At 58.0% G+C, this 12,091-nt stretch carries 12 protein-coding genes and 1 pseudogene; 2 read left to right on the forward strand and 11 right to left on the reverse strand.

Annotation, left to right across the window (positions count from 1 at the left end; all coding sequences use genetic code 11):
• Nucleotides 1–26: 26 nt before the first annotated feature.
• From C4S72_RS09910 to C4S72_RS09930, 5 genes are all read right to left on the reverse strand, one after another.
• The gene (locus C4S72_RS09910; RefSeq protein ID WP_104002843.1) at nucleotides 27–884 is read right to left on the reverse strand and encodes an alpha/beta hydrolase; all 858 of its coding nucleotides are present in this window, start codon (nucleotides 882–884) and stop codon (nucleotides 27–29) included.
• 97 nt (nucleotides 885–981) lie between these two features.
• A complete protein-coding gene (locus C4S72_RS09915; protein ID WP_104002844.1) occupies nucleotides 982–1,377 on the reverse strand; it encodes a GFA family protein in 396 nt (131 codons plus the stop codon).
• Between the two features lie 42 nt (nucleotides 1,378–1,419).
• Entirely contained in the window at nucleotides 1,420–1,839 is a 420-nt protein-coding gene (locus tag C4S72_RS09920; protein WP_104002845.1) for a GFA family protein, read from the reverse strand.
• A gap of 62 nt (nucleotides 1,840–1,901) precedes the next feature.
• The gene (locus tag C4S72_RS09925; RefSeq protein ID WP_327332624.1) at nucleotides 1,902–2,651 is read right to left on the reverse strand and encodes a DUF6639 family protein; all 750 of its coding nucleotides are present in this window, start codon (nucleotides 2,649–2,651) and stop codon (nucleotides 1,902–1,904) included.
• Between the two features lie 53 nt (nucleotides 2,652–2,704).
• Nucleotides 2,705–3,610, reverse strand: a complete 906-nt coding sequence (locus C4S72_RS09930; protein ID WP_104002847.1) for a LysR family transcriptional regulator — start codon at nucleotides 3,608–3,610, stop codon at nucleotides 2,705–2,707.
• A gap of 118 nt (nucleotides 3,611–3,728) precedes the next feature.
• On the opposite strand from C4S72_RS09930, the gene C4S72_RS09935 reads away from it, so the two are divergent.
• Nucleotides 3,729–4,487 (forward strand): SDR family NAD(P)-dependent oxidoreductase, encoded by a 759-nt coding sequence (locus C4S72_RS09935; protein WP_104002848.1) that lies wholly within the window; start codon nucleotides 3,729–3,731, stop codon nucleotides 4,485–4,487.
• Nucleotides 4,488–4,497: 10 nt separating this feature from the next.
• On the opposite strand, the gene C4S72_RS09940 is transcribed toward C4S72_RS09935, so the two are convergent.
• The 6 genes and pseudogenes from C4S72_RS09940 to C4S72_RS26025 all read right to left on the reverse strand — a co-directional run.
• Complete coding sequence (locus C4S72_RS09940) at nucleotides 4,498–4,830, reverse strand: HigA family addiction module antitoxin (protein WP_104002849.1); 333 nt, start codon at nucleotides 4,828–4,830, stop codon at nucleotides 4,498–4,500.
• Nucleotides 4,814–5,536, reverse strand: a complete 723-nt coding sequence (cybH, locus tag C4S72_RS09945; RefSeq protein WP_104002850.1) for a Ni/Fe-hydrogenase, b-type cytochrome subunit — start codon at nucleotides 5,534–5,536, stop codon at nucleotides 4,814–4,816. The genes C4S72_RS09940 and cybH overlap by 17 nt, the downstream gene beginning before the upstream one ends.
• Nucleotides 5,537–5,587: 51 nt before the next feature.
• Nucleotides 5,588–7,396, reverse strand: coding sequence for a nickel-dependent hydrogenase large subunit (locus C4S72_RS09950; protein ID WP_104002851.1), 1,809 nt, complete (start codon nucleotides 7,394–7,396; stop codon nucleotides 5,588–5,590).
• The gene (locus tag C4S72_RS09955; RefSeq protein ID WP_104002852.1) at nucleotides 7,396–8,481 is read right to left on the reverse strand and encodes a hydrogenase small subunit; all 1,086 of its coding nucleotides are present in this window, start codon (nucleotides 8,479–8,481) and stop codon (nucleotides 7,396–7,398) included. The genes C4S72_RS09950 and C4S72_RS09955 overlap by 1 nt, the downstream gene beginning before the upstream one ends.
• A 386-nt stretch (nucleotides 8,482–8,867) precedes the next feature.
• On the reverse strand, nucleotides 8,868–9,323 hold the full coding sequence (locus tag C4S72_RS26020) for a methyl-accepting chemotaxis protein (RefSeq protein ID WP_235009118.1): 456 nt from the start codon (nucleotides 9,321–9,323) through the stop codon (nucleotides 8,868–8,870).
• A gap of 78 nt (nucleotides 9,324–9,401) precedes the next feature.
• Nucleotides 9,402–10,184, reverse strand: a pseudogene (locus tag C4S72_RS26025) (PAS domain-containing protein); the annotation flags it as partial.
• Between the two features lie 625 nt (nucleotides 10,185–10,809).
• On the opposite strand from C4S72_RS26025, the gene C4S72_RS09965 reads away from it, so the two are divergent.
• Complete coding sequence (locus C4S72_RS09965) at nucleotides 10,810–12,042, forward strand: MFS transporter (protein ID WP_104002854.1); 1,233 nt, start codon at nucleotides 10,810–10,812, stop codon at nucleotides 12,040–12,042.
• The last annotated feature ends 49 nt before the right edge of the window (nucleotides 12,043–12,091 follow it).

Consider the following 12,091-nt stretch of genomic DNA (forward strand, 5'->3'; position numbering starts at 1 on the left):
AAGATTCTGTCAGGTTAGGGATAACGTCAGTGGCGGTTGAAGAAGGCAAGCATATCGTCCAGCACCGGCCGCCGCTTCTGGTAAAACCAGGTCAGACTGGCAACGATGCCGACATGATCCATACCGGGGTAGATCTGGGTTTCGACCTGGCCGCCCTGCGCACGGATCTGCTGCGCCAGCAGGTCCAGGTTACGCCGCCACACGGTGGTATCGGAATCGCCCCAGAGCAGCAGCATCGGTGGCTCATCGCCCTCGATAAAGGTGGTGACCTGCATCTGCGGATAGTTTTCCGGCGGCCCGAACATATCTTTCAGGTCCTCTTCATCGGGCTCGAAATCATAGGGGCCAGCCAACCCCGCAAAAGCGCGAATGATTCCATTATCTACCCCCTGGGCCCGGGTGTAGCGCTCATCCGCCACCAGTAGCGCGCCGATATGAGCACCGGATGAATGCCCGGACAGATAGATCCGTTCTGGATCACCGCCATATTCACCAATATGCCGGTACACCCAGGCCAGTGCCGCCGCGCCATCCTCGACAAAAGCGGGAAAGCGCACTTCGGGATACTTGCTGTGGTCTGCGATCACGGTGATATAGCCCTCTTTGGCAAAGGTCTCGCCAACAAAGGGATACATCTGCCGCGAACCATCGGTCCAGCGACCGCCGTAGAAAAACAGTAGCACCGGCAACGAGGTCTCCGATGTCGTTTCAGGCAGATAGATATCGAGTTTCTGTGAATCCTCCGCGCCGTATGCGATCGCCTTGACGGTTTGCGTCGAACTGAACCTGGCAGGCAGATTGGCCAACCCCAACCCAGCCTGGGTGCATCCCTCCAGCAATCCCAACAGCAGCAGAGATCCGAAGGCGACGAGCTGTTTTTTCATATAACGCAGAGACCTTCCATTGCTATCAACATTCAACCGGCGACCCAGCGCCCTTAAAGCGGCTACGCAGATCCAAAGAGGCTGGAGCACAACAGAGTCAGGGAAGTTCACGAAACACTGGCAGAGTATCCAGCGCCTCCTCCCAGTCCGCCCGGCTGTCCATAAACAGGTGGGCCTCGGGCCGAATCGATACCGGTGTATCCAGCGACCCGGCCGGTATTACCACCCTATCACCCGAGCAGCTAGGCAGGGCTGCTCCGCAGTGAGAGCAGAAAGAGCAGACCTTGCGGGTCCCCGGCAGATCGAAGCGCTTTACCAGACTCTCACCCGATAGCCAGCGCAGCACGCCCCCACGGGCGGACAGGTTTGCTCCGTGAGCGGAGCCACTGGCCTTGCGGCAACGCTGGCAATGACAAAGAAAGAAGTGCTCAAACTCGCTTTCAAACTCAAAGACCACCTGCCCGCAAAGGCAGGAGCCACGGCTCACCGACATGGTTGAACTCCTTTTCACTGATCCTGTTCGGTCAAATCCGGTTCAGGATGATTTACCGTACTGGGCAAACAGCTCCGCCCCGGTCAGCTCGGCTGTTTTCTGACTGAAGGAATAAAAACCGGGCTTTTCATCGATGAAGACCTGGGAATGCAGCACCCAGCCCTCCGCGTTATCGAGCAGGCCTACCGGAAGGGCATAGAAACCGCCCTCTTTCAGACGGTAGAACAGGTGAGTGCCACACTCTTTGCAGAAGCCGCGTTCGGCCCAGTCTGAGGAAGCAAACACACCGATGTGGGCCTCGCCCTTGAAATCGGGTTCTCCTTCACAGGCCACCGCCAGCATCGGGCCGCCCGCCCAGCGACGACAGGTGTCGCAGTGACAGGCATCCACATCATGATTTTTTAAGGCGGCCGTTACGCTGACCTTGCCGCACAGGCAGTGACCTGTCTGTTTCTTCTCCATCGGCTCAATCCTCCTTTGATCACCTTCATACCCAGCGCCAGCCCAGGATTTATCACTGACGTTCAGGGCACATAGACATAAAACCATTTCACATTAAGCAGCGTAGTCACAAATGCGGAAGGATCCTCCATACCGATGAAATGCAGGTAGGATTTCACCGCGAACTTCTCCGGCGCAAACGCCATATAGACTTCGCTGATGGTATCGCCCGATTGCCAGGCACTGACATCGGCACTCTCGATCAATTGCCGCCGCTGCGGCTCTGGCAGCACCGCCAGTTGGGTGGCATAAGCGAGATACTCCTGGGCCGCATTGGAGAGCTGCGCATCCGGCCCATTCTGATGGAACAGCGCATGGGCGATTTCGTGGGCGACGCCCGCTCGAAAATGCTCATAATCCATCGTTTGCCCCAGCATTTTCGGCGTTTCCTCCAACCCTGAGATAGCAGCCATCGACATCAGGCTGATGCGCCCGGTACGCCGGTCATAGCTGCCAAACGCCGCACCGCCGTTATGCTCCTGAGGGCTGTCAACGACCTCGATCTGAAGACTGCCGGTGGGAGTGACGCCGTAATTGGCCAGAAACGCCAGCGCCTCGCGCGCGCCCTGGCAGATCTCCATGCGTTGCCTGGGGCTGTCCTGGCCAACCACCTGGATCTCCACGGCACAGTCTGCATCTTCAGCGGCCCTCGGCTGGCTATCTTCGGCCAGCAGCAATGCCGGCGAAAGTAAGGTTGCCAAAAGCAAGGTTGGCAGAAGCCTCTGCCAAAGAGAAAACAGAGGTATTTTCAACGCTCTGTTGAATCGATTCATAGAGATCCCCGCCACGATATCGGGTCGGCGCTTCCAGCGGGGAAAGCGCCGCTTCAGTTATCGGTATGGATATAACCGCTAAGCAGTTCCGCCACCCAGTCCATAAAGACCCTGACCCGCCTGGCCAGATGACGGCGATGCGGGTAAACGAGGCTCACCGGCATGGGCTGCGCATGAAACGCCTTTAACACCTCAACCATCTCGCCCGACTCAAGATAGCGTCGCACTCCCACTTCGGGCACCTGGATAATGCCCAGGCCGGAAAGACAGGCGTGGCTGTATGCATCGGTATTATTGACCGTCACCAGACCCGGCATATCCACGCTGCGATAAGTCTCGCCATCCCAGTATTCCCAGCCCCCGGCGTGCGCGCCCAGCGTTGGTGAGTAGTGCACCAGCCGATGCTCACTCAATTGCTCCAGATGACGAGGCTCGCCCCAGGTTTCAATATAGCCGGGACTGACACAGTTGATGATTTTCATGTCACCGAGTTTCCGGGCGATCAAAGCGGAGTCATCGAGCTCGCCTACCCGGATGACGCAGTCGAACCCTTCTCTTATGACATCGACGCGGCGATCGCTGCTGCTGATCTCTATCTGTAACTGCGGATAACGGCCAAGGAAGTCGGCCAGGTTCGGCAGGACAAAGTTCTTTGCCATGCCGGTGGGCATATCCACCCTGAGCCTGCCGGAGACTGCCGTGTCCCCCTGAAACAGGGAGCCGAGCTCGTCCATATCGGCCAGCAGATCGACACAGCGCTCGTAGAACACCCGGCCCTCTTCGGTCATGGCCACCTTGCGGGTGGTGCGGTTGAGCAGTCGCACATCCAACTGCTTCTCCAGTTGCTGCACCGCATTGGAAATACTTGCCTTGGGCAGCCCAAGCTCATCGGCGGTACGGGTAAAACTGCCCACTTCCGCCACCCGCACAAACACCTGCATCGCATCCAGCCTGTCCACTCTCACACCCTTTTGTTATTAAAGTTTGAACAATCAAATCAAAAACAGATCATTTATCCAACCAAGATATAACAATAACCTAATTCTCATCCAAACCAACAGAGAACGGAGACAGGTTATGAACTCGAAAATCGCACTGATCACCGGCGGCAACCGCGGCCTTGGCAAAAGCATGATCCTGCATCTCGCCTCCCAGGGCTGCGATGCCCTCTTCACCTACCGCAGCCACCGTGAAGAAGCTGAGGCGGTGATCAAAGAGGTCGAAGCGCTGGGCGCCAAAGCGGTGGCCCTGCCGCTCGATATGGCCAAGAACGAGAGCTTCGCGACTTTCGCAGCAGAGGTGAAAACGCTGCTCGCGGAAACCTGGCAGCGCCAGCAATTCGACTTCCTGGTCAATAACGCGGGAATCGGTCTCAACAGCCTGATCTCGGAAACCAGCGAGGCGCAGTTCGACCAGTTGATGGCGATCCACCTCAAGGGCCCCTTCTTTTTGACCCAGCAACTGCTGCCGCTGATTGCGGATGGTGGCCGTATCCTGAACCTTTCCAGTGGCCTGACCCGCTTTGCCTCACCGGGCTATGCCGCCTACGCGATGATGAAAGGCGGCATCGAAGTATTCAGTCACTACCTGGCTAAAGAGCTGGGCCCGCGTCGCATCAGCGTCAATACCCTGGCACCGGGCGCCATTGCCACGGACTTTCGTGACGGCGCGATCCGGGATTCAAAAGAGATGTCAGGGTTTGTTGCTGCGCAGACCGCGCTGGGCCGTGTCGGGCAACCTGAAGATATTGGTGGTGTGGTCGCGGCGCTGCTCTCGCCCCAGAGCGGCTGGATCAACGCACAGCGAATCGAAGCCTCGGGCGGTATGTTTCTCTGAGTCGGTAAGACTAGAGCTCCAGCGGCTGAGCGCTGGCCCGATCTTTACGACCGGCTTCATGAAGCTCCCACAACTGCTGTTTTTCCAGCCAGAACATCGGAGTAGTCTGAAAGAAAGCGGAGAGTTTCAGGGCCGTATCAGCGCTGATGGCACGTTGGCCGTTAACGATTTCGTTGATACGCCGGCGCGAGATGCCCAACTGTCGCGCCAGTTCGGCCTGGGAGATATGCAGAGGGATCAGATAACAGCGCTCCAGCAGCAACCCCGGATGTTCCGGTCGGCGGCTGCTGAGCAGCTGTTGGAAACGCGGAGGCGTGCGCCTCCGCTCAGTCTGGCTTGTCATCCTTGAACATGCGCCAGCCACCCACCATGGTGGAGATCAGCGACTGTCGGGACATGATATCTTCGCGCACCGCCACGTAAACGTGGGTCATCACGAAGATGATGATGTACCACATGCCCAGGTGGTGCCAGGTATGCACATCCTGGCTCTGACCGAACAGCGGGATCACCCAGCCGAACCAGCGATCCGCCCAGCTGCCAACGCCCAGGCCTTCGCCATAGAGCGCAAAGCCTGTGATGATCATGAAGAAGTTGCCGATGACAAAGAAGCCGAACATCGCCAGTTGCCCCATCGGATTGTGTCCGATGTATTTTTTCGGTGTTTTCTCCAGGAATAGATACCAGCGCAGCTCATGCAGCAGTTCTGACCACCACTGTTTGCGCCAGACCGGCACGATAAACAGTTCGCGGGCGTGGCTGTTGCCCACAAAAGCCCAGTAGATGCGGCCCACAAAGGCGATCGCCAGGATGTAACCCGCGGCAAAATGCGCAAAGCGGATATACCCCATCAGATAGTTGTCGCTAGCCTCGCCCGGCTGCGCCGGCAGCGGTGAGCCGATAAAGTAGCCGGAGATGCAGAGCGTCAGGATGCAGAGTACGGTGACCCAGTGCCAGAGACGCACCGGCGCCTCATACACGTAAACCGCCGTCTGCTTGCGAACCTTCTCTCCACTGTCACCGGCCGATAGTTGTTTTTCCAGTGCCATCGCGGAATCCTCCACGGGCAGGCCACCAGTGTCGGCGGCACGCCCTCGTTATCAGCGGATTTTCACCTTGGTCAGTTCCTGACCATCCGGTGACATGACGTGCGTAGAACAGGCCAGACAGGGATCGAAACTGTGCAGGGTGCGCAGAATCTCCACCGGCTCGTCCGGACGCTCCATCGGCGTATCCAGCAGCGATGCCTCAAAGGCACCGATGTTGCCGTTATGGTCGCGGGGAGATCCGTTCCAGGTGGTCGGGACGATCGCCTGGTAGTTATCGATCTTGCCATCCTTGATCTTGATCCAGTGACCCAGGGCACCACGCGGAGCCTCGTTGATGCCCACGCCCTGCGCCTCTTTCGGCCAGGTGCTCGGGTCCCACTTCTCCACGTTGGCAGTAGAGCTGTCACCGTTTTTGATGTTGTTCACCAACGCGTGCCAGTCTTCCAGCATGGTGTCGGTGCAGAGTTCGCACTCCAGCGCCCGCGCCAGGGTACGGCCCAGGGTCGAAGGCAGGAACTGCTTCAGGCCCAGGTCCAGACCTGTGTTCTGGTTGAACGCCGACAGGGAGCGGTCCACCTGCTCCTGGATGTACTCCTTGCCGGAGGCGTAGGCGACGATGTAGCGCGCCAGCGGGCCCACTTCCATGGCGTGCCCGCGCCAGCGCGGTGACTTGATCCAGGAGTACTTGGCGGACTCGTCCAGCTCCTTGATATCGGTCTTGGTGCCTTTGGTGTTCGGCCCCAGCTCGAACTTCGGCTCGGTGACCCCTTCCCAAGGATGCAGGCCGAGGGTTTCGTCGCCACCGTAGGTGTACCAGCTGTGGCTGACGAACTCCTTGATCTGCTCCGGATCGCGCACATCCACCGGATGCACTTCGTTCCAGTTACCGCCGATGATGGCGCCGGCCGGCAGCAGGTCGGTGGACTTGTCGCCCGGCACCTGGGTGTAGGTACCGTAAGAGAGCACGTTCTGCCCCGCCAGACCGCCACCGTAGAGCCAGTCCTTGTAGATGCCGGCAATCGCCATGACATCGGGCAGATAGACATTCTTGGTAAACGCCTGGGCTTCGCGGATACGCTCCAGCACGAAGTTCAGGCTGACCATGTTGACCGGTGCGCCGGCAGCGCCCACGTCATCCAGATTGATGGCGCAGGCCACGCCGCCCACCATGTAGTTCGGGTGCGGGTTCTTGCCGCCGAAGATGGTGTGGATCTTCACCACCTCTTTCTGCAGATCCAGCGCTTCCAGGTAGTGCGCCACCGCCATCAGATCCGCCGCTGGCGGCAGTTTATAGGCGGGGTTGTCCCAGTAACCGTTGGAGAACAGGCCCAGCTGTCCGCTTTCAACAAACTTGCGGATGCGGGTCTGCACATCGCGGAAGTAGCCGGGGCTGGATTTCGGGTGGTGCGGCGACACCATCTGCTGCAGTTCGGAGGTCTCTTTCGGGTCCGCCTTGAGGGCGTTCACCGGGTTAACCCAGTCCAGCGCGTGCAGGTGATAGAAGTGCACGATGTGGTCGTGAATCTGCAGCGTCTTGTCCATCAGGTGACGGATCAGGTGCGCGTTCAGCGGGATATCGATGCCCAGGGCATCTTCCACCGCACGGACGGAGGTCAGCGCGTGGGTACCGGTGCAGACACCGCAGATACGCTCCACGAAGGCCCAGGCATCGCGCGGGTCGCGCCCTTTCAGGATCACTTCCAGGCCGCGCCACATGGTGCCGGTGGACACCGCGTTGCGGATGATGTTGTTCTCGTCGACGTTGACCTCGCAGCGCATGTGACCCTCGATACGGGTCACCGGGTCGACAACGATACGACGGCCGGAGTTATCCAGACTGCTGGAATTAAGATCGGTCATCAGTTATCTCCCTGGTCGTCTTTGCGGCTGGTCGCTCGCTTGATGGCGCTGACGGCGGCATGGGCGGCAATGGCAGCACCTACACCACCGGCGACAGCGGTGCCGATCTCGTCGGCATTTTTCTCAATCCCGAACTGATGAATGTCGGTGAGGCGGTTGTAGAAAGAACCTTTGTCCCAGAAACCATCTTCGGAACAGCCGATACAGCCGTGACCGGCCTGGATCGGGAAGGAGGTACCCTCGTTCCAGCGCACGGTGGAACAGGCGTTGTAGGTGGTCGGCCCCTTGCAACCCACCTTGTACAGACAGTACCCCTTGCGGGCGCCCTCGTCGTCCCACTCCTCCACGAACTGGCCGGCATCGAAGTGCGGACGGCGGTAGCATTTATCGTGGATGCGCTGGCCGTAGAACATCTTCGGACGGCCCTGGCGGTCCAGCTCCGGCACCTTGCCGAAAGTCAGCATGTAGGTGATAACACCAGTCATCACCTCGGCGATGGGCGGGCAGCCCGGCACCTTGATAATCGGCTTGTCGGTGATCACCTTATGAATCGGCACGGCCTGGGTCGGGTTCGGGCGCGCAGCCTGAACACAGCCCCAGCTTGCACAGCTGCCCCAGGCGATGATCGCCTTGGCGTCTTTTGCTGCGCGTTTGAGCTGATCCAGGAACGGCTTGCCACCGACGATACAAAACATGCCGTCTTCATTCAGTGGCGGGTTACCTTCCACCGCCAGAATGTACTCACCCTTGTACTTTTCCAGCGTATGTTCGAGGGCGGCTTCCGCCTGGTGACCGGCGGCGGCCATCAGCGTGTCGTCGTAATCGAGGGAGATCATCGACAACACCACATCCTTCACCAGCGGATGCGCGGAGCGGATAAAGGATTCGGAACAGCAGGTGCATTCCAGACCATGCAGCCAGACCACCGGTGTACGCGGCTTGGTCTCCATGGCGTGAGCAATCTGTGGGGCAAAGCTGGGCCCAAGGCCCAGGGCTGCAGCGGTGAGGCTGCTGTATTTCAACAAGCTGCGACGGGTGATCCCCTGGCGCCGCATCACATCATAGAAGGTTTCTATTTGGGACATGCCGTACTCCCTTCGGCGTACCAACACACTTACAGCTTTGACGGGCTACTGACAGGTTGGTCACCGGCTACTTATCGTTCTGGTGCAATTCGGCATGCCTAGAGCAAAAAACGGCCCAACTTATAAAAGATATATTTTTCAATTAGTTAATCACACGCCATTGTCGATACGTCTTATTGTTTAGCCAATCATCGACCAATATGGAAAGCAGACTGCCAGACCAATATCCACCCGATCTGCATCCGGCAGACCCCATAAAAGCGCACCGGTAGCCGGGCTCAGCGGGGACAGAAAGAAGAAATGAAAAAGCCCGCTGGCGATCAGTTCACCAGCGGGCCGAGAAAGTCAGGGTTCAGCAGTAGAAAGAAAAGGTCAGCGGTAAAAGGTCAGAGCCGGTCTTTGAACTGGCGCACCGCATCGACCACCTGGCGAGCACCGGTCTGAATCTCCTCCACGACCTTGCCGGCATCGTTGGAGTGCCCCAGCGCCACCTGAGCTTCGGCCTGGCTTTCCTCTATCTGGCTGACCGCTTTTTTGGTCAGCTCGCGGTTCTTGGAGACCACCTCGATGATCTGTTCGGTAGCGTTGCTGGTTCTGGATGCCAACTGTCTTACCTCATCGGCAACCACCGCAAAGCCGCGCCCCTGGTCGCCCGCTCTTGCCGCCTCGATCGCCGCATTCAGCGCCAGCAGGTTGGTCTGATCGGCAATCCCGCGGATGCTCTCGACCAGTTCAGCCACCTTGGATGACTGGTCATTAAGATCAAGAATGCCGGTGTTGGCCGCCGCCATTTTATCCGAAAGTCGGTTCATCGAATCGATGGTCGAACCGATCACCTGCATACCCCGTGTAGCGCCTTCATCGGTCTGGGTCGAAATGTCATAGGCGATGTTGGAGGTTTCGGTGATGGCCGCCTCGCGCTGTACCTCTTCAGTGATCACCGAAGCCAGCTTGGCCACCTTATAGAGCCGGCCCGACTCATCATGGATCGGGTTATAGGTCGCCTCGAGCCAAACCACGTTACCGTGGCTGTCGAAGCGCTTAAAACGGCCAGAGAAAAACTCACCCGATCGGAGCTTTTGCCAGAAACGCTCGTACGCCTCGGACGAGACCTCCTCCTTCGAGCAGAAGATACGGTGATGCTTACCGACGATCTGCTGCTTGCTGTACCCCATCGCCCTGAGGAAGTTGTCATTGGCATCAATAACGATGCCATCCAGCGAGAACTCGATAATAGCCGAGGAGCGGTGCAGCGCCGCCAGCATGTCCTCCTTCTCCCGGGCGCGGGAGATAGTGCGGGTCACTTCGGCGGCATAGCTCATCAGCAGAATATCCTGAGCACCCGGCTGCCGGATTGGATGGATGATCACCCTGAACCAGGCCTCACCACCCTTTTTGGTTTGCAGATGCAGGGCCCCATGCCAGTGATGCCCCTCACGGATCGCCTCCAACAAGCGCTGGATATGCTCTTTATCCAGCGAGCCTTTGACGAACAGGGACTTAAGCTCAAGGGATTCGAGCTCTCTCTGGGTGTAACCGATCGCATCGAGAAATTTTTGGTTAGCTTCGACAAACTTCCCTTTTCGGCTCAACCCGAAATAGGCCATCTCTGCCCGGAGATCAGCCTGTATATTGTGGAACTCATTTAGCTCATCGGCCTGCGCCTTAAGCTCTTCCCGCTTCTTTTTTCCAGCGAAAAACATCACGAAAACCCCTGGCGCTTTTTACAGCACTCTACTAATGACTTTCAGAGAGTCGACTTCTGTCGGACCCAGACTCTCGCTACTTCTTCTCAAATGCTTTCGAGCATTGCCAAACTCACGGCAATCACTCACTTCTTTATCCCTCGGCTACCTTTACCTTTGCCAATTGTCCTCTTGCACTCACTCCTGCGAAGCCCTCAACGCCACTACTTACATGCCACTCAACAGCTCTTTTATTAATAGCAGATATGCGCGCAATGACGGCTCACTCAACTTGACGAACCATATTGGCAACTAGAGTAAAAAGACAACAAATTCTGTGCTGAGACCAAAATTTACGTAGCTAATTCCATACTAGATTTAAAGCTATCAGGTTTATTTTTCCGTTTAAGCAACCAACCACTACCGATACACTGTCCACGACGAACTCCAGCACGAACCTCTCTTCTTCCTTCTCGCGGCCCCTTAACCGGGGTCTGAGACTCTCCTTCAACTGTTAATAGCTGGGCCTGTGCCGAAGGAATATAGCCAAGAAAAATCATGTAATACCTGTTACACTTTCGTCTTTTTCTCCCTGTTCTCGCACGACTCAACAAGCACCGCGTACAACTCTAGTAGGAATCCCATGGCGTCCCCCTCCCTGTTGCAACACAAATCCTTTATGCGTTTCTGGGTCGGCCAGATGGCGGCCTCCTTTGCCTTTCAGATGCTGCTGGTGGGGATGGGCTGGCAGATCTATAACCTGACCGACAGTGCGCTGAGCCTGGGCCTTGTCGGCCTCGCCCGTTACCTGCCACAACTGGTGCTCACGCTCTATGGCGGGCATGTGGCCGACAACCATAATCGCCGCACAATTATGCTGGTCAGCCGCAGTGTGATCGCCGTGACGATCGCGGTGCTCGCCGTGACCAGCGTGATGGAGATCATCACCCCGACGATCATCTACGCCTGCTGCATCGCCATGGGCGCTGCCCGCGCCTTTGAGATGCCGGCCACCCAGGCGATGGTGCCCAAGCTGGTGGGGCCCGATCTGCTCGCCAAGGCGATGACCTGGACTGCATCCGGCCGCGAAGCCACCACCATCATCGGCCCGGCCCTGGGCGGCCTTATCTACATTTTCGGCGCCGGCGCGCTCTATGGCAGCAGCACCGCCTGCGCTGTCCTCTCGGCGCTAATACTGTTCGACCTCAAATACCAGCATGACCAGCGTGAGAAACGCCCGGTCACGCTGGAATCCCTGTTTGGCGGTTTGAAGTTCACCTGGAGCAACAAGGTAGTGTTCGGCTCCATTTCGCTGGATATGTTTGCCGTGCTGGTAGGCAGCGTCACCGCACTGCTACCCATCGTCGCCAAGGATATTCTCAACGCCGGCCCCGAGGCCCTCGGTCTGCTGCGCAGCGCGCCCGCCATCGGTGCCGTGGTGATGTCACTCTGGCTCGCCTGGCGTCCTATTGAAAACCGCGTAGGCGTGAAGATGTTCGCTGCTGTGGCGGTATTTGGCGCCATGACCGTGGTGTTCGGCCTGTCCGAATCGCTCTGGCTTTCGGTGGCGGCACTGGTATTGCTCGGCGCCGCCGATATGATCAGCGTCGTGATCCGTTCCACCCTGGTGCAGTTGGAAACCCCGGACGATATGCGCGGCCGCGTCAGCGCAGTGAACTCTATCTTCATAAGCACCTCAAACCAGCTGGGTGAGTTCCGTGCCGGCGCTGTAGCGGCACTGATTGGAACGGTGCCGACCATCGTCATCGGCGGTATCGGCACCCTGGCTGTCACGGCCCTGTGGATGCTCTGGTTCCCGCGTCTGACCAAGCGCGACCGCCTGGATGAACGCAACCTCAGCGGCGAAATTAAATAGCACCGAATTGCATAGCGAGCGTGGGCGCTTTCAGGTAAGCTTCGCCCTC

Origin of the sequence: Marinobacterium lutimaris (assembly GCF_900108065.1) — a bacterium.
In the GTDB taxonomy this organism is placed as follows: domain Bacteria; phylum Pseudomonadota; class Gammaproteobacteria; order Pseudomonadales; family Balneatricaceae; genus Marinobacterium_D; species Marinobacterium_D lutimaris.